General features: G+C 65.8%; 15 protein-coding genes and 4 pseudogenes. 11 read left to right on the forward strand and 8 right to left on the reverse strand.

Going from position 1 to position 16,551, the window contains the following annotated elements; genetic code table 11:
• The first annotated feature begins 1 nt into the window (after position 1).
• From OM960_RS20200 to nuoG, 9 genes are all read left to right on the forward strand, one after another.
• Entirely contained in the window at positions 2-1,477 is a 1,476-nt protein-coding gene (locus OM960_RS20200; protein WP_264773231.1) for an NADH-quinone oxidoreductase subunit M, read from the forward strand.
• Positions 1,474-2,913, forward strand: coding sequence for an NADH-quinone oxidoreductase subunit N (locus OM960_RS20205; protein ID WP_264773232.1), 1,440 nt, complete (start codon positions 1,474-1,476; stop codon positions 2,911-2,913). Before OM960_RS20200 ends, OM960_RS20205 begins: the two co-directional genes overlap by 4 nt.
• Positions 2,914-3,067: 154 nt before the next feature.
• Positions 3,068-3,433, forward strand: a complete 366-nt coding sequence (locus tag OM960_RS20210; RefSeq protein WP_264773233.1) for an NADH-quinone oxidoreductase subunit A — start codon at positions 3,068-3,070, stop codon at positions 3,431-3,433.
• Positions 3,421-3,933 carry an NADH-quinone oxidoreductase subunit NuoB gene (gene nuoB, locus OM960_RS20215; protein WP_264773234.1) on the forward strand — a complete coding sequence of 171 codons (513 nt, stop codon included), beginning with the start codon at positions 3,421-3,423 and terminating at the stop codon, positions 3,931-3,933. The genes OM960_RS20210 and nuoB overlap by 13 nt, the downstream gene beginning before the upstream one ends.
• Positions 3,920-4,483, forward strand: a complete 564-nt coding sequence (locus tag OM960_RS20220) for an NADH-quinone oxidoreductase subunit C (protein ID WP_264773235.1) — start codon at positions 3,920-3,922, stop codon at positions 4,481-4,483. Before nuoB ends, OM960_RS20220 begins: the two co-directional genes overlap by 14 nt.
• A 1-nt stretch (position 4,484) precedes the next feature.
• Positions 4,485-5,699, forward strand: coding sequence for an NADH dehydrogenase (quinone) subunit D (gene nuoD, locus OM960_RS20225; protein ID WP_264773236.1), 1,215 nt, complete (start codon positions 4,485-4,487; stop codon positions 5,697-5,699).
• Positions 5,696-6,208, forward strand: coding sequence for an NADH-quinone oxidoreductase subunit NuoE (nuoE, locus tag OM960_RS20230; protein WP_264773237.1), 513 nt, complete (start codon positions 5,696-5,698; stop codon positions 6,206-6,208). Before nuoD ends, nuoE begins: the two co-directional genes overlap by 4 nt.
• 2 nt (positions 6,209-6,210) lie before the next feature.
• Entirely contained in the window at positions 6,211-7,476 is a 1,266-nt protein-coding gene (nuoF, locus tag OM960_RS20235) for an NADH-quinone oxidoreductase subunit NuoF (protein WP_264773238.1), read from the forward strand.
• On the forward strand, positions 7,461-9,992 hold the full coding sequence (nuoG, locus tag OM960_RS20240) for an NADH-quinone oxidoreductase subunit NuoG (RefSeq protein WP_264773239.1): 2,532 nt from the start codon (positions 7,461-7,463) through the stop codon (positions 9,990-9,992). The genes nuoF and nuoG overlap by 16 nt, the downstream gene beginning before the upstream one ends.
• A 26-nt stretch (positions 9,993-10,018) precedes the next feature.
• Here the strand turns inward: nuoG and OM960_RS20245 are convergent, their stop codons facing one another.
• The 8 genes and pseudogenes from OM960_RS20245 to OM960_RS20280 form a co-directional block, all read right to left on the reverse strand.
• Positions 10,019-10,459, reverse strand: a complete 441-nt coding sequence (locus OM960_RS20245) for a CBS domain-containing protein (protein WP_264773240.1) — start codon at positions 10,457-10,459, stop codon at positions 10,019-10,021.
• 43 nt (positions 10,460-10,502) lie between these two features.
• Entirely contained in the window at positions 10,503-11,069 is a 567-nt protein-coding gene (locus OM960_RS20250) for an NADH-quinone oxidoreductase subunit I (protein ID WP_264773241.1), read from the reverse strand.
• Positions 11,070-11,098: 29 nt separating this feature from the next.
• Positions 11,099-12,085, reverse strand: coding sequence for an NADH-quinone oxidoreductase subunit NuoH (gene nuoH / locus OM960_RS20255; RefSeq protein WP_264773242.1), 987 nt, complete (start codon positions 12,083-12,085; stop codon positions 11,099-11,101).
• 267 nt (positions 12,086-12,352) lie between these two features.
• Positions 12,353-12,895, reverse strand: coding sequence for a hypothetical protein (locus OM960_RS20260; RefSeq protein WP_264773243.1), 543 nt, complete (start codon positions 12,893-12,895; stop codon positions 12,353-12,355).
• Positions 12,896-13,002: 107 nt separating this feature from the next.
• Complete coding sequence (locus tag OM960_RS20265) at positions 13,003-13,284, reverse strand: hypothetical protein (RefSeq protein ID WP_264773244.1); 282 nt, start codon at positions 13,282-13,284, stop codon at positions 13,003-13,005.
• Positions 13,285-13,592: 308 nt separating this feature from the next.
• On the reverse strand, positions 13,593-13,862 hold the full coding sequence (locus OM960_RS20270) for a WGR domain-containing protein (RefSeq protein ID WP_264773245.1): 270 nt from the start codon (positions 13,860-13,862) through the stop codon (positions 13,593-13,595).
• 135 nt (positions 13,863-13,997) lie between these two features.
• A pseudogene (locus tag OM960_RS20275) lies at positions 13,998-14,339 on the reverse strand (MFS transporter); the annotation flags it as partial.
• A 217-nt stretch (positions 14,340-14,556) separates the two neighbouring features.
• Positions 14,557-14,632 (reverse strand): annotated as a pseudogene (locus OM960_RS20280) (integrase); the annotation flags it as partial.
• A 99-nt stretch (positions 14,633-14,731) separates the two neighbouring features.
• Between OM960_RS20280 and OM960_RS20285 the strand changes: the two are divergent.
• Together OM960_RS20285 and OM960_RS20290 are read left to right on the forward strand one after the other, a co-directional pair.
• A pseudogene (locus OM960_RS20285) lies at positions 14,732-16,128 on the forward strand (IS3 family transposase).
• A 71-nt stretch (positions 16,129-16,199) separates the two neighbouring features.
• Positions 16,200-16,493 (forward strand): annotated as a pseudogene (locus OM960_RS20290) (transposase); the annotation flags it as partial.
• Positions 16,494-16,551 lie beyond the last annotated feature (58 nt).

The raw sequence follows: 16,551 nt of genomic DNA on the forward strand, positions 1-16,551 counted from the left end.
GATGGCGGTTCCCTGGCTCAGCCTCATCGTCTTCCTGCCCGCCGCCGGGGCGGCCCTCCTGATGGTCCTGCGCGACGACGCAGCGGTGCGGTGGGTGGCGCTTTCCGTAACGCTCGCCGATCTCGCGCTCTGCCTCGGCTTGCTCGCAGGTTTCGACGGATCGACCCATGCGATGCAGTTCACCGAGACCCGCGACTGGGTGCCGGCGCTCGGCATCCGCTATGCGCTCGGCGTGGACGGGATCAGCGCGCTCTTCGTCTTCCTCACGGCCCTTCTCGGCGTCGTCTCGGTGCTCGCCTCCTGGGCCGCGATCGCGACCAGGGTGAAGGAGTTCATGGTCAGCCTCCTTGTCATGCAGACGCTGATGCTCGGCGTCTTCGCGGCGCTCGACCTCTTCCTGTTCTACGTCTTCTGGGAGGCGATGTTGATCCCGATGTACGTCATCATCGGGGTCTGGGGCGGGGAGGGCCGCGTCTATGCCGCCGTCAAGTTCTTCCTCTACACGCTTGCGGGCAGCCTTCTCTTCCTCGTCGGCGTCATCGTGCTCTACTTCCAGGGCGGCAGGACCTTCGACATCCTCGCGCTGATGGACGGGGATTATCCGTTCGCCGTCCAGGCCTGGCTGTTCTTCGCCTTCCTCGTCGCCTTCGCGGTCAAGGTGCCGATGGTGCCGGTCCATACCTGGCTGCCCGACGCCCATGTCGAGGCGCCGACCGCGGGCAGCATCATCCTCGCGGGCGTGCTGCTGAAGATGGGCGCCTACGGCTTTTTGCGCTTCTCGCTGCCGATGCTGCCCGATGCCTCGGTCCATTTCGCGCCGCTGATGCTGGCCTTGTCGGCCCTCGCGATCGTCTATGGCGGGTTGCTGGCGCTGGCGCAGGACGATCTGAAGAAGCTCGTCGCCTATTCCTCGATCAGCCATATGGGCTTCGTCACGCTCGGGATCTTCGCGCTGAACATACGCGGGCTTCAGGGCGGCATCCTGCAGATGTTCAACCACGGCGTCACGACCGGGGCGCTCTTTCTCTTCGTCGGCCTCATCTACGAACGCACCCACAGCCGTTCGATCGCCGATTATGGCGGGCTGATGAAGGTGGCGCCGGTCTATACCGTGTTCCTCGCGCTCTTCACGCTCGCCTCGATGGCGCTGCCCGGGACCAATGCCTTCGTGGGCGAGTTGCTGGTCCTGTCGGGCGGCTTCGCGGTGAGCCTCGCCGCCGGTGCGGCGGCGGTGCTCGGGGCGCTTCTGAGTGCCGCCTATCTTCTCAGCATGTACCGCCGGGTGGCGCTCGGCCCGGCGCGGGTCGCGGAGCGTCATGAGGTCTGGGACCTGAACGCCCGCGAGCTTGCGGCGGCGCTGCCGCTTGCCGTCTTCGTGCTCTGGGTCGGGCTCTACCCGAAGCCCTTCCTCGGCATCATCGACGCCTCGGTGAGCCATCTCCTGGCCCAGGTCCACGGGCAGGAGGGCGGGCCATGAACGAGGCGCAGCTTCTCCAGTCGATCCTTGCGAGCCTGCCGGAGATCTGGGTGGTCACCGCCGCCTGCATCCTCCTGATCGGCGGGCTTTTCGTGCCGAAGGGCAGGGGCGATGTGCTCGTGCTGGCCTCGGTCGCGGTCGTGCTGATCGCCGCTGCGATGACGCTGATGCTCGCCGGAGAGGTGCGGCCCGCCTATTCGGGCATGTTTCTGGCCGACCGCTTCGCGGTCTTCATCAAGGTCGTCTGCTACCTCGGCACCGCGCTCACGATCCTGATGTCGCGCCGCTACGCCGAGATCGAGGGGATCGAGCGCTGCGAATACTACGTGCTTCTGCTCTTCGCGCTCACCGGCATGATGATCATGGCCTCGGCGACGGATCTTCTGATGGTCTATGTCGGGCTGGAGCTGATGTCGCTCTGCACCTATGTGCTCACGGGGTTCATGCGGACCGAGCGGCGATCGAACGAGGCGGCGCTGAAATACGTGATCCTCGGCGCGGTGGCGACCGGGGTGTTCCTTTACGGGGTCTCGCTCGTCTACGGGCTGACCGGCACGACGCAGCTTGACGCCTTCGCCGCTTCGGCGGGCGAGGGCGGGGCTGATACGGGCCTCGCGCTCGCGGTGATCTTTATCGTCGCGGGGCTCGTCTTCAAGATCGGCGCGGTGCCGTTCCACATGTGGGTGCCCGACGTCTATGAGGGCGCGCCGACGACGATAACCGCCTTCATGTCCGTGGGCCCCAAGGCGGCGGGCTTCGCGGTCGTGCTCCGGGTCTTCCTCAACCCGCTGGTCGCCGCGTCCGACGTCTGGATCATCGTCGCGGTGCTTGCCGTCGCGACCATGGCGCTTGGCAGCTTCGTGGCGCTGGTGCAGGACAACATCAAGCGTCTTCTGGCCTATTCGAGCATCGCCCATGCCGGTTTCGCGCTCTTCGGCGTGGTGGCGGGTGGCGCGGACGGCATCGCGAGCGTGATGCTTTACCTCCTGATCTACGCCTTCATGAACCTCGGCATCTTCGGCGCCGTCGTCATGATGCGAAACGGTGCGAGGTCCGGCGAGGCGATCGAGGATTATGCGGGCCTCGCGCGGTCGCACCGGGTGCTGGCGCTTCTCTTGCTCCTCTACCTCTTCTCGCTGGCCGGCATTCCGCCCACGGCGGGCTTCTTCGCCAAGTTCTACGTGCTGGTGGCGCTCGTCGATCAGGGCTTCGTCATCCTCGCGGTGATCGCGGTGCTCCTGAGCGCGGTCGCGGCCTATTTCTACATCCGCATCGTCATGGTGATCTACATGCGCGAGCCGTCCGGCGCGTTCGACCCGGCGCTGACGCCGGGGCTGCGGGTCGTGCTTGCCGTCACCGCTCTCGGCACGCTCGGCATCGGCCTGTTTCCGGCATGGTTTCTTGGACTTGCTCAACAATCCGTGTTCGGCGGCTGAGGGATTGGATTTGCAAAAAACCGGCCGTCCGAATAGGCTGTAAGGGCAAGAAAGGAATGCCCAAGTCGCTTCCGGGGGTCCGCGACACCGGTCCCAGAGGGGGTCGTGTGCGGCCTGAGCAGAGCTCCCCGGCAGTCAAGCGGGGCGATGCGACATGACCGAAATGGAGTTCCTGCCGATCCTCTTCATGATCGCCGGAATCGTCCTCGTGGCGGTGGCGACGCTCTTTGTCTCGTCGCTCCTGCGCCCGTCGAACCCCTATCCGGCGAAGAACATGCCCTATGAATGCGGCATGGACCCGGCGGGCGAGGCCGCGGGCGGGCTCTTCCGGGTCCAGTTCTTCGTACTCGCGATCCTCTTCGTCGTCTTCGACGTCGAGGCGATGTTCCTGTTTCCCTGGGCCATGGTGCTGAAGGAGATCGGGATCGTCGGCTATATCGAGATGTTCGTCTTCATCCTCCTCCTGCTCGTGGGCTTCGCCTATGCCTGGCTGAAAGGGGCGCTCGAATGGGAACTGTGAACACGGCGATCCGCGACAGCGTGCTCTTCACCACCGCCGACAGCATCGTCAGCTGGGGCCGGCGCTCGGCGCTCTGGCCCGAGACCTTCGGCATCGCCTGCTGCGCGATCGAGATGATCTCGGCCGGTTGCGCGCGCTATGATCTCGACCGGTTCGGCGTCGTGTTCCGGCCCTCGCCGCGGCAGTCCGACGTGATGATCATCGCGGGCACCGTCACGCGCAAGTTCGCGCCGGTTGTGCGCCGGCTCTACGACCAGATGCCGGAGCCGCGCTGGGTGATCGCGATGGGCACCTGCGCGATCTCGGGCGGGGTCTACAACACCTATGCGGTGGTGCAGGGATCGGAGACCTTCGTGCCGGTCGACGTCCATGTGCCGGGCTGCCCGCCGCGGCCCGAGGCGCTGATGCACGGCTTCCTGCTGTTGCAGGAGAAGATCAAGCGGACCCGGGCGCTTGCGGGGACGCCCCTGGAGCGGATCGCGGGCCATGAGCGCGCGTAAGCCCCTCGACCCGGCCCCGATCCTTGCGCGGTTCGGGGAGAGGGTGGCGGATCTCGGCCTCACCCACGGGGTCCATGCCTTCGCGGCGCCGCCCGATCTCATCGTCGGGTTCTGCCGGTTCCTGAAGGACGATTCCACGCTCGGGTTCGACTTCCTCTCCGACATCTGCGGTGTCGATTACCACCCCGAGACGCCGCGGTTCGAGGCGGTCTACCACCTCTATTCGCTCGCGAACAAATGGCGCATCCGCATCAAGTGCCGGCTCGGCGATCCGCCGGAGGTCCCGTCGGTGGTCAGCGTCTGGCGCACCGCCAACTGGCATGAGCGCGAGGCCTGGGACATGTACGGCATCCGCTTCGCGGGGCATCCCGATCTGCGCCGGATCTACATGTGGGAGGGCTTCGAGGGCTTCCCGCAGCGCAAGGACTTCCCGCTGCGCGGCTACAAGGACGACCTCAATCCCTATGGCGCGGAGGGCAAGCCGCCGACCCGACCCGACCTCGCCACCCACGATCCACCGAAGGAGGACGAACCCACGCCGGGAGCCTGAGATGACCGAAGTCACCGAACTGACGCCGCCGGAAGGTGCCGCGCCCGACACGCGGGAGGTGCTCTTGAACCTCGGCCCGCAGCATCCGAGCACCCACGGCGTGCTGCGCCTCGTGCTCGAGCTCGACGGCGAATACGTCGCCCGCGTCGATCCGCATATCGGCTATCTCCACCGCGGCACCGAGAAGCTGAGCGAGAGCTTCACCTATACCCAGATCTTCCCGCTGACCGACCGGCTCGACTATCTCTGCCCGCCCTCGAACAACCTCGCCTTCGCCTTGGCGGTGGAGAAGCTTCTGGGCATCGAGGCGCCGATCCGCGCCCAGTATATCCGCGTGCTGATGGCGGAACTGGCACGGCTTTCGGGGCATCTCCTGATCACCGGGGCGCTGCCGATGGACCTTGGCGCGATGACCGCGCTGCTTTACGCGATGCGCGAGCGCGAGATGATCATGGATCTTCTGGAGATGATCACCGGGGCGCGGATGCACACTTCCTATTGCCGCGTCGGCGGCGTGCGCGAGGATCTTCCGGCCGAGTTCTTCCCGAAGATCCGCGAGTTCTGCGAGATCTTTCCCAACCGGATCCGCGATTACGAGCGGCTGGTCGAGGACAACCGCGTGTTCCTGAAGCGCACCCAGGGCGTCGGCGTGATCGCGCCGGAGGATGCGATCGACCTTGGCCTCAGCGGCCCGAACCTGCGCGCCTCGGGCGTCGACTGGGACATCCGCCGCGACGAGCCCTACGAGATCTACGACCGGCTCGACTTCAACGTCATCACCCGCGACGCGGGCGACTGCTACGCCCGCTGGCAGTGCCGGGTCGACGAGATGCGCGAAAGCGTCCGCCTCATCGAGCAATGTCTCGCGCAGATGCCCGACGGCCCGTTCCAGATCGACATGCCGACCATCGCCTTTCCGGTCGACAAGACCAAGGTACACTGCTCGATGGAGGCGCTGATCCAGCATTTCGACCTCTCGGCCTACGGCTTCAAGGTGCCCGCGGGCGAAGTCTATTCGGCGATCGAGGCGCCGAAGGGCGAGCTTGGCTTCTACATCATCAGCGACGGGTCGGAAAAACCGTTCCGGATGAAGGTCCGGGCGCCGTCCTTCGTCAATCTCCAGGGGCTCTTCGGGACGAGGAACGCCAACTATCTGGCCGACATGATAGCGGTTCTCGGCAGCCTCGACCCGGTGATGGCCGAGGTGGACAAGTGAGCCCCCCCTCCGACATGCGCGCCGAGATCGAGGCGGCCGCCGCGCGCTATCCCGACCGGCGCTCTGCGATCATGCCGGCGCTGCTGATCGCGCAGCGCCTCCATGGCCACCTGCCGGGCCAAGTGCTGGAGGAGGTCGCCGACATCCTCGGGGTGGAGCGGATCTGGGTCTACGAGCTCGCGACGTTCTACACGCTCTTTCACACCGAGCCGGTGGGCCGGTACCACCTGCAGCTGTGCGACAACGTCTCCTGCATGCTCTGCGGATCGGAGGCGCTACTTGCCCACATCGAGACGGTGCTCGGGATCGGGAAGGGGGAGACGACGGCAGACGGGCTCTTCACGCTCTCCACCGTCGAATGTCTTGGCGCCTGCGAGATGGCGCCGGTGATGCAGGTCGGCGACGACTATCACGGCGCGCTCGACATCGCGCGGCTCGACGCGCTTCTGACGCGGCTTCGGGCGGAGGCGGGCGCGGCCGCCGGAGCGACCGAGATGGCGGGGGAGTAGCGATGTTCGAGCCGGTCCTCCTGAAGAACCTCGACAGGCCCGACGCGCATCGGCTTGCCGCCTACGAGGCGACGGGCGGCTACCGGGGGCTCGCCAGGGCGCTGAAGGAGCATACGCCCGACGAGGTGATCGGTATCGTCAAGGCCGCGAACCTGCGCGGGCGGGGCGGGGCGGGTTTCCCGACCGGCATGAAATGGGGCTTCGTGCCGAAGGCGCCCGGAAGGCCCAAATACCTCTGCTGCAATGCCGACGAGGGCGAGCCCGGCACCTTCAAGGACCGGATCATCATGGAGCGCGACCCGCACCAGCTGATCGAGGGTATGGCGATCTCAGCCTATGCGATCGGCGCCGCGACGGCCTATGTCTATATCCGCGGCGAATATGTGAAGGCGATCCGGACGCTCGGCGCCGCGATCGGCGAGGCGCGCGACAAGGGCTATCTCGGCCAGAACATCCTCGGTTCCGGCTTCGATTTCGAAATGCATATCCACGAGGGCGCCGGGGCCTATATCTGCGGCGAGGAAACCGCGATGCTCGACTCGCTCGAAGGCAAGCGGGCGCAGCCGCGGCTGAAGCCGCCCTTCCCGGCGGTCGAGGGGCTCTATGCGAGCCCCACCGTCGTCAACAATGTCGAGACGCTGGCCTGCGTGCCGCATATCCTGACCCGCGGCGACGACTGGTTTCGCGACATCGGCCCCGAGAAGAGCCCCGGCCCGAAGCTCTACTGCCTCAGCGGACAGGTGCGGAAACCGGGACTTTACGAACTGCCGATGGGCATTTCGCTTGGCGAGCTGGTCGAGGAACATGCCGGCGGGCCGCTTTCGGGGCGCCGGATCAAGGCGGTGATCCCCGGCGGGGTCTCGGCGCCGGTGATCCCGGCCGAGGGGCTCGGCGTGGCGATGGATTTCGACTCCCTCGCCGCAGCCGGTTCGATGCTTGGCTCGGCGGGGGTGATCGTGATCGACGACTCGACCTGCATGGTCAAGGTCGCGACCCGGATCATCGAGTTCTTCCACCACGAGTCCTGCGGCAAATGCACGCCCTGCCGCGAGGGGTTGAACTGGGTCGTGAAGGTCTTGCGCCGGATCGAGGCGGGCAGGGGGGCGCCGGACGATCTGGATCAGCTTCGGGACCTCTGCAAGGGCATCTTCGGCAACACCTTCTGCGCCCTCGGCGACGGCGCGGCGATGGGTCTTCGGGCGGCGCTCGAGCACTACGGCGACGAGTTCGCCGCGCATATCGACCGGCAGAAATGCCCGTTCCACTGAGCGAGGAGTGCGAGACGGCGATGCCAGACGTCACGATCAACGGCCAGAAGCTTCAAGTGGAGCCCGGCACCACGATCCTTCAGGCGGCCGAGAGCCTTGGGCTCGCGATCCCGACCTTCTGCTACATCAAGCGGCTGCCGCCGCTCGCCTCCTGCCGGATGTGTCTCGTGGAGATCGAGGGGCAGAGGCGGCTGCAGCCGGCCTGCGCGACGGCGGTGGCCGACGGCATGGTGGTCAGGACCGAGTCCGAGCTGATCGCGGAAACGCGGTCGTCGATGCTCGACATGCTCTTGGCCAATCACCCCCTCGACTGTCCGATCTGCGACAAGGGCGGCGAATGCGAGCTGCAGGACATGGTGATGGCATACGGCCCGCGCGAAAGCCGGTTCCGCGACGCCAAGCGGGTGTTCCATTCGAAGGACATCCGGCTCAGCCCGGTCATCATCATGAACGTCAACCGCTGCGTCCAGTGCCAGCGCTGCGTGCGGGTCTGCGAGGATGTCGTCGGCGCGGTGGCGCTCGGCACCGTCGATAAGGGCATGGACACCGCCGTGACCGGCTTCGAGGGCAGCCTCGCGAGCTGCGACCAGTGCGGCAACTGCGTCGAGGTCTGCCCGGTCGGCGCGCTGATGAGCTTTCCCTACCGCTACAAGTCGCGGCCCTGGGATCTGGTGGAGACCGACACCGTCTGCCCGCATTGCGGCACCGGGTGCCAGCTGACGGTCGGCACCCGCAAGGGCGAATTCAAGCGCATCCGCTCGAAATGGGACGCGGGGCTGAACGGCGAGCTTCTCTGCGCGCGCGGGCGGTTCGGGCTCGATTTCGTCGAGGCGAAGGACCGTGTGAAGCGGCCGATGATCCGCCGCGACGGGGAACTGGCCCCGGTATCCTGGGACGAGGCCGGCGCGCATCTGCGCCGCTGCCTCGATGCGGTCCGGGGCAAGCCGTCGGGCGGCGTGGCCTCGCCGCGGCTGCCGAACGAAGTGCTTTACCAGTTCCAGAAACTGATGCGCACGGCGTTTCGCACCAACAGCATGGACTGCTCCTCGCGCTGGTCCACGCCGGTCGACGCGCTGCGGCCGCTGCTCGGGGAGTTCCTGACCCGCGCGCCGCTCGACGACCTCACGCGCAGCGACCGCGTGCTCGTCGTGGGCGGCAACGTGACCGAGGAAAATCCGGTCACCGACTATCTGCTGCGGGACGCCGTGCGGCAGGGGAGGACAGGGCTTCTCATGCTCTCGGCCCGGCCGTCACGCCTGGAGGCCGATGCGCGGGCGGTGCTTCGCGTCGAGCCGGGCGGCGAGGCATCCGGCCTTGCGGCGGTCGCGGCGGCGCTGGTCGCGGAGGCCGCCGCCGGCGATGCGGGACGGCTCGCGGCCGAGCTTGCCGCCGCGGCCCGCGTGAGCGTGCTGGTCAGCGCCGACGTGCTGCGGCCGCCGACGGCGGAGACGACGCTCCGGCATCTGGGCCATCTGCTCCGGCGCCTCGCCGCGCTGGACAAGGGCCCGGCCTTCCAGTTTCTCTTCGACCGGGCCAACCAGCTTGGTGCCTGGGATCTCGGGGTCCTGCCCGACGTGTTGCCCGGGCTGGGGGCGGTCAGGGATGACGCGGTGCGGAACCGCTTCGCCGAGGCCTGGCATGCGCCGATCCCGGCCGAGTCGGGCCACGGGCTCGACGGCATGCTCGATCTGTGCGCCGGGGGTCGCATGGGCGCGTTCTACGTCGTCCAGAGCGACATCCTCGCCGCTTATCCCGACCGCGATCTCGCGGCGCGGGCGCTCGGGTCGGCGGAGCTGCTGATCGTGCAGGACACCTTCCTTTCCGAGACCGCGGCGCTGGCCGAGATCGTTCTGCCGGCCGCCGGTTACGGCGAGGAGGCGGGCACGTTCACCAATGGCGAGGGCCGCGCTCAGGCGCTCGGCAAGTTCCGCGAGCCGGCTTTCGAGGCGCGGGACAATCTGGCGATCTTCGACTTCGTTGCGGCGCAAGGCGACCATCCGTGGCGGCCGCAACGCACCGACGAAGTCCGCGACGAGATCGCCCGGATGGTGATGGCCTACGATGGGCTGGCGGGAAAGCCGCCGGCAGCGGACGGCGCGTTCACAAGCTCGGACCCGGTGCCGGAAGGGGCGGCGGAACTTCCGGCCCTCCCGCCCGCCGAACTACCGCGCGGCGGGCTCCTGCTGGTGACCGGCAACGGCCTCTTCCACAACGGATACCTGTCCGAACGGTCCTCGATCCTGAACACGATCGCGCCGGACCCCTATGTCGAACTGAGCGCGGCGGACGCGGAGCGGCTGGGATTCGCGGAGGGCGACCGCCTGCTGGTGCGATCCGCCGCCGGCGAAGTCGCGGTCGCACTGAAGATCAACCGGCGGTTCCCGGACGGTCTCGTCTTCATCCCGGAGAATTATCGCGACCTGCGGCTCAACAGCCTCCTGCGGCGCGGCGAGTATCCCTGCCCGGTCGAGGTGATCCGGGCGCCGGTGCGAAGCCCGGTGGCGCCATCGGTCTGAGCTGACGGGGAGCCCGTGACCCGCCCTCAGTGATAGCCCTTCCCGGCGACATACTCCTCCAGCTCCTGTTCGGTGCGCAGAGCCTCGTCGAGCCGGTGCTTGACGACGTCGCCGATGCTCACGATCCCGACCAGCTTTCCGTCGTCCAGGACGATGACGTGCCGCGTGCGCTGCCTGGTCATGATCGCCATTGCCAGAGGCAGGAGGTCGCTGGCCGAACAGGTCGGGACGTCGCGCTTCATGATCTCGCCGGCCCGCGCCTGCGCCGCGTCGGCGCCGCGCTCGGCCATGGCGTTGCAGCAATCGCGCTCCGACAGGGTGCCCTGGTACTCGCCGGGCGTGTTCCCCACGAGGACGAAGCCGATGTTGCGCTTCGCAAACAGGCGCAGGACGTCAACCAAGGTCCGGTCGGGGGTGACCGAGAAGATTTCGGGTGATTTCTCCTTGAGGATATCGCCGACACGCATCTGGACCTCCCTTCTCCACGCTCCGGTCCCCGGACCGGCCCGGTCAGCTTCGCCGGATGTTGCGCCACCAGTCGTAGCCGGCCGGTTCGTCGGTTTCGACGCGGACGGCGTCCCTGGTGTCGAGCCGTGCGCCGACGACGCCGCCGCCGGTTTCCGCCTTGCCCGGCTTTCGCATGAGCTCGTCGCGCCCGATCACCAGATCGCGCGACGCGTAGCTCGAGAACTCATACTGCTGCCCGAGCGCGATCGCATCGGCCGGGCAGGCATCCTCGCAAAGTCCGCAGAACAGGCAGCGGGCGGTGTCGATCTCGAACACCTTGGGATGGCGCGCGCCGGTCGCGTCCTCGTAGGGGACCACCTCGATGCAGTCACAGGGGCAGATCTTGGCGCAGAGCTCGCAGGCCACGCATTTGATCTCGCCCTTCTCGTCGCGCGTCAGGAAGTGATGGCCGCGATAGCGCGAATAGGGCAGCCATTTCTCCTTGTCCGGATACTGCATCGTCACCGGGCGCGAGAACATGTAGCCGAAGGTCAGCGACAGAGCCGTCCCGAAATCGGCGAAGAACGCCCAGCCGATCCAATTTCCAGACTTTTCAAGCGCGCGTGCCATAGAGCCCCCGCACGGGGTGGTTGCGTCCCTCACACGAATAGAATGCCGGTAATTATTATGTTCGCGAGCGACAGCGGAAGCAAGACCTTCCACCCGATCGCCATCAGTTGGTCGTAGCGATAGCGCGGGAAGGTGAAGCGGAACCACATGAAAAGATAGATGAAGAACGCGACCTTCATGAAGAACCACAGCAGCGGCGGCAGCGGGATCAGCACGCCGTTCCAGCCGCCGAAGAACAGGATCACCGCGAGCACCGAAACCAGAACCATGATCACGTATTCGCTGACCATGAAGAAGATGAAGCGGATGCCGCTGTATTCGGTGTGGAACCCCGCCCCGAGATCGCCTTCGGCCTCGGCCAGATCGAAGGGGATGCGCTGCGCCTCCGCCAGCCCGGCCACGAAGAAGACGAAGAACCCGACCGGCTGGTAGACGATGTTCCACATATCGGCCTGCGCGCGCACGATGTCGACAAGGCTCATCGACTGCGCCAGCATCACGACGCCGATCACCGCAAAGCCCATCGGAATCTCGTAGCTGATCATCTGCGCGCAGGTCCTGAGGCTGCCGAGCAGCGCATACTTGCTGTTCGCCGCCCAGCCGCCGAAGACGACGCCGTAGACCTCGATCCCGATCACCGCGAGGATGAACAGAAGCGCCACGTTGAGATTGGCGACGTAAAGCGAGATCTCGGTGCCCATCACCGAGATGCTTTCGCCGAAGGGAACCGCCGCGAACACCACGAAGGGCGGCGCGAGTGCCAGGATCGGCGCCAGCTTGAAGAGGAACCGGTCGGCCTCGGCGGGGATGTGGTCTTCCTTGGTCAGGAGCTTGATGCCGTCGGCCAGGGGCTGAAGGAGCCCGTGCCAGCCGACGCGCATAGGACCCATCCGCTGCTGTATCCGCCCGGCGATCTTGCGTTCGAGCCAGGTGAGCGGCAGCGGCAGCAGCAGCAGCGCCGCGATCAGCAACGCGACCTTGAAGGCGATCAGGCCAAGGGCGAGGGCAAGCTCCATGCTTCGCTGCTTCCGTCCGAAGGGCCACCGCGCGACCGGTCTAAGGCGCCGGCCGCGGTCTCTGGTCCGCGCAGCGGAGACGGGTCTGTTACTGCCGCCGGCGCGAGGCGGCAACCGAACAGTCCGTCACGGGATCGGGAGGTTGCTTCCGATCGGGCGAACCGGCCCGTTCTCGCTGCGCATCCACTATCAGCTTGCACGTTTCGGGCCGCAACCGCAACCCGAACGGAAGCGCGGCGGCATCAACGCGATGTGTCGATGCCGGTGCTAGACGCCACCCGACGAAATGCGCATCCACCGAAACACGAACATCAGCACCAGGGTAGAGACGATCAGCCCGAGCAGGTCGCCGATGGCGTAAGTGGTGATCACCGCGGCGGCGTCGCCGGGCTGGATGCTGCCGGAAAAGACGACCGTCTGACCGATCGAATTGATGACCGAGGCAATGGCGCCCGCAAGCAGGAGCCATTGCCAGCGAACATGAAACGTCGGCCGCGCATAGAGGTCATGGCCGAGCCCTCGCATCAGTTCGAAAGCCAGAAGCGCCGAGGCGGCTCCGACGGCGATCGACGCGAGGATGACCGGGTCCGTGGCAAGGCTGACATCCGCTGGCGTGAACAGGAGTTCCGAGAGGAACGCGCCAAGGCAGAGCGGAAGGAGCGCGCCTCGCTTCAAAAGCCAGATTGCCAGTACCCGCACACCGTGAGGCAGGTAAACCAGGCTGGCAAATGCCGTGATGTCGGGGAAAAGACGCGCCTGCAGCGGGGTGATCAGTAGCGCGGTAAGCCCGTGCGCCAGGACGTAGGCCATGGTCACCCCGATGAAAGCATGACGGGTCGTCACGTTGCACTCGTTAACATTGCTGCGCGTGGCGTCATGGCAATCGTCGCGAAATCGTCGGGAACGGTACCGGTTTGCTAAGGACTTTGGCGGTCATGGTCGATCAGATCACCGCGTATGACGTAGGACTTCGCCTTGGACGCCGGGGCCCTCTCGAATAGGCCAAGGCCGAGCAGCGTGCGGACGGCGCGGTAGAACGTTGCCTGGGCGAGGGACCGCACGAGCCTGTGGCCGCGGATCTTCTCCGAACTGATGATATCTCCGGGCCGGTCACAAAGGCTGTGCGCGGCGAGCAGAATGTCCCGTTCGGCCCGGCTCAGGTCCGCGAGGCCGACGTCTTTCTCGAGCTGCCGCAACATCTCCCGGAGTTCGATTATCGATCGGAGCCTGTCCATGTCGGGAATGTATTTTCTCAAAGGTATTTCCGTCAACGCTCACGCAAGACGGCCCACGATTAAATTATCATTTTGATAACTTCTTGGCATCGAAACCACCCCGTGTTAGCGTCCCCAAGGCGTCGTTACGTGAGTGGTGGAGGCGCCTTGTATTTCAGTAGGCGTTCGCCTTGGTGACCTGTGTCGCCAAGGCGTTTTCTATGTATAAGTCCGGACTTGCGTGCCAGCACGATGCGCACCTCGCGCGGGCGATGGCGCGGGATGTTCAGGCGTCAGGGCCGGGGCGCGGCTGTGGAAGCGACCCGCCGATAGCCGCGCCGCGTCTTGACCCTCTCGATGCTCCGGGCGGCTGCCAGCGCGGCCTCCGCATCGCAAAACGTCTCGGTCCTCACCTGACCCCACGCGCCGATGCGTCCCCAGTTCTGGATGAGGGAGGTCTCGCCGAACAATGTGTATTGAAGCGCGAGCACGTAGAACCGCGCCATGTTCTGCGCCGGATCGCGGCGCTCCAGGCAGACCGGTTCGGGGACGGGTGCGAGCATGTCCCGATTATCCCATGGACCCCGCATGGACGCCAACGACATTGCTGAATCGACGGCACGGCGAGGATTCCATTCGGTGATGATCGTGCCGGACGCGGCTTGCCGGTGGAGCTCTGGTGCTCGGGCGGAATCCGGTCAGGTTTCGCGCGGTTCGCCCTTGGGCTCGGGCTGCTTGAGCGGCATGTCGTCGCGTGGCGAGACGGTCTGGCGTTCGATCATCCGATGCACGCGCACGGGACCGGCGCCCCTGTGCATCGCGAGCAATCTGTCGGTGACGCCGCCGTCGGCCTGGGTGCGCCGCTCGTGGTGGCGCACATACTCGACCCAGGTCGGCACGTGGTAGGTCTCCGTCCAGATGTCGGGGTTCTCGAGATCGCGCAGGAGCGCCCATTGCTGCGCTCCGTCGCGGATTCGGATGCGTCGGCGCTCGCTCATCAGTTCGAGAAAGGCGGTCACGTCCTCCTGCGCGATCTCGTAGTCGACGAGGATGTCTCCCGTCAGCACTCCTGGGACATCTGGGTTGATTTTGTGACGGAAGGTTTCAGGCTCATCGTAACCGCCAAGGAGTGGAGATGAGACAGAAACCCGGAACAGCGAAGCCGACGGCCGAAGCCCTTGTGAAGGACATCCGCCGGCGCACTCGGAAGCACCATTCGGCCGAGGAGAAGATCCGCATCGTCTTGGAAGGGTTGCGCGGCGCAGACATCGGCGACCTTGAGCTTCACAAGATCGCGGCCCCTGAGCTTGCTGTCGATCGCGGTGTTGAAGATCGCGAGGTCGCGGAATGTCTCCCGTCAGCACCCCTGGGACATCTGGGTTGATTTTGTGACGGAGGGTTTCAGGCTCATCGTAACCGCCAAGGAGTGGAGATGAGACAGAAACCCGGAACAGCGAAGCCGACGGCCGAAGCCCTTGTGAAGGACATCTGCCGGCGCACTCGGAAGCACCATTCGGCCGAGGAGAAGATCCGCATCGTCCTGGAAGGGCTGCGCGGCGACGACAGCATTGCCGAGCTCTGCCGGCGCGAGGGGATCGCGACGAGCCTCTATTACAGCTGGTCGAAGGAGTTCCTTGAGGCCGGCAAGAAGCGGCTTGCGGGCGACACGGCGCGCCTGGTGTGAGGAGGATCAGAAAACAGTCCAGTGGACTGTTTTCCCGACGATCGCAGCCCCGAGGTCAAGGAACTTCGGCAGGAGGCGGCGGCGCTGAAGGAGGCTGTGGCCGATCTCACCCTGGAGAACCGCCTGCTCAAAAAAAGCATGCTCGGGGATGGGGGAGACGAGGAATGAGATATCCCGCATCGGAGAAGCTCGAGATCATCCGGCTGGTGGAGGGTTCGCACCTGCCGGCGAAGCGGACCCTCGACATGGTCGGCGTGCCGCGCACGACGTTCTACCACTGGTATGACCGCTACCTGTCTCTCGGCAAGGCGGGGCTTGAGGACCGGCCTTCGCGCCCGGCCCGGGTCTGGAACCGGATCCCCGACAAGGTGCGCAAGCAGATCGTCGATCTTGCCCTCGAACAGCCCGAGTTGTCACCCCGGGAGCTCGCCGTCCGCTTCACCGACAGTCGGCGCTACTTCGTCTCGGAGGCCAGCGTCTACAGGGTTCTGAAGGCCCATGACCTGATCACCAGCCCGGCCTTCGTGGTCATCAAGGCAGCGGACGAGTTCCACGAGAAGACGACACGGCCGAACCAGCTCTGGCAGACTGACTTCACCTATCTGAAGGTCGTCGGCTGGGGCTGGTTCTACCTCTCGACGATCCTCGACGACTACAGCCGCTACGTCGTCGCCTGGCGGCTTTGCACCACGATGCGAGCCGCCGATGTGACCGCCACCTTGGAAGATGCTCTGGTCGCTTCGGGCTGCAATCACGCCACGGTCGCCCACCGGCCGCGTCTGCTCTCCGACAACGGCAGCAGTTACATCTCCGGCGATCTGGCCGACTGGCTCGAAGGTCAGGGCATGGACCATGTCCGCGGAGCCCCGAACCATCCCCAGACGCAGGGCAAGATCGAACGCTGGCACCAGACGCTGAAGAACCGCATCCTGCTCGAGAACTATTACCTGCCCGGGGCGCTCGAGGAGGCCGTGGCGGCCTTCATCGGCCACTACAACCACCACCGCTATCACGAGAGCCTGGGAAACCTCACACCCGCCGATGTCTATCTCAGCAGGGCGGAAACCATCCTCAAACGACGAAAGGAGATCAAGCAGAACACCATCCGCCAGCGCCGCTTGCTGCACAGCCAGACCGCAGCGTAAACTGAAACCCCAACGAGCTTGGCCCTCCGCTCCCGATCAGGCCCTCGTGTCCCAAATCATCTGACGACGGACACCTGCCCGAACCGTCAGTTCTCCTCGCCGATCGCGGCTATGACTCTGACAGAGTTCGCAAAACCATGGAGGCTCGCAACGTGGTGCCGGTCATCCCAATGCGCAAGACCCGCAAGCTGCGCGTGGCCGTCGACCGCACACTCTACCGGTTGCGCAACCTCGTCGAGCGCTGCTTCAACAAGCTCAAGAACGCCCGCCGTGTCGCCACCCGCTACGACAAGACTGCCGAAAGCTTACTGGGCTTCATCGACATAACCTCGATCCGCCTCTGGCTCCGCCAATTGTCAACATGACCTAGGGTCGTCTTGCCGGACCCTTGACCGAAAGGCTTTGTAAAGTGTGGGATTTCAG

It is taken from the genome of Defluviimonas salinarum (assembly GCF_026013545.1).
Classification (GTDB): Bacteria; Pseudomonadota; Alphaproteobacteria; order Rhodobacterales; family Rhodobacteraceae; genus Albidovulum; species Albidovulum salinarum.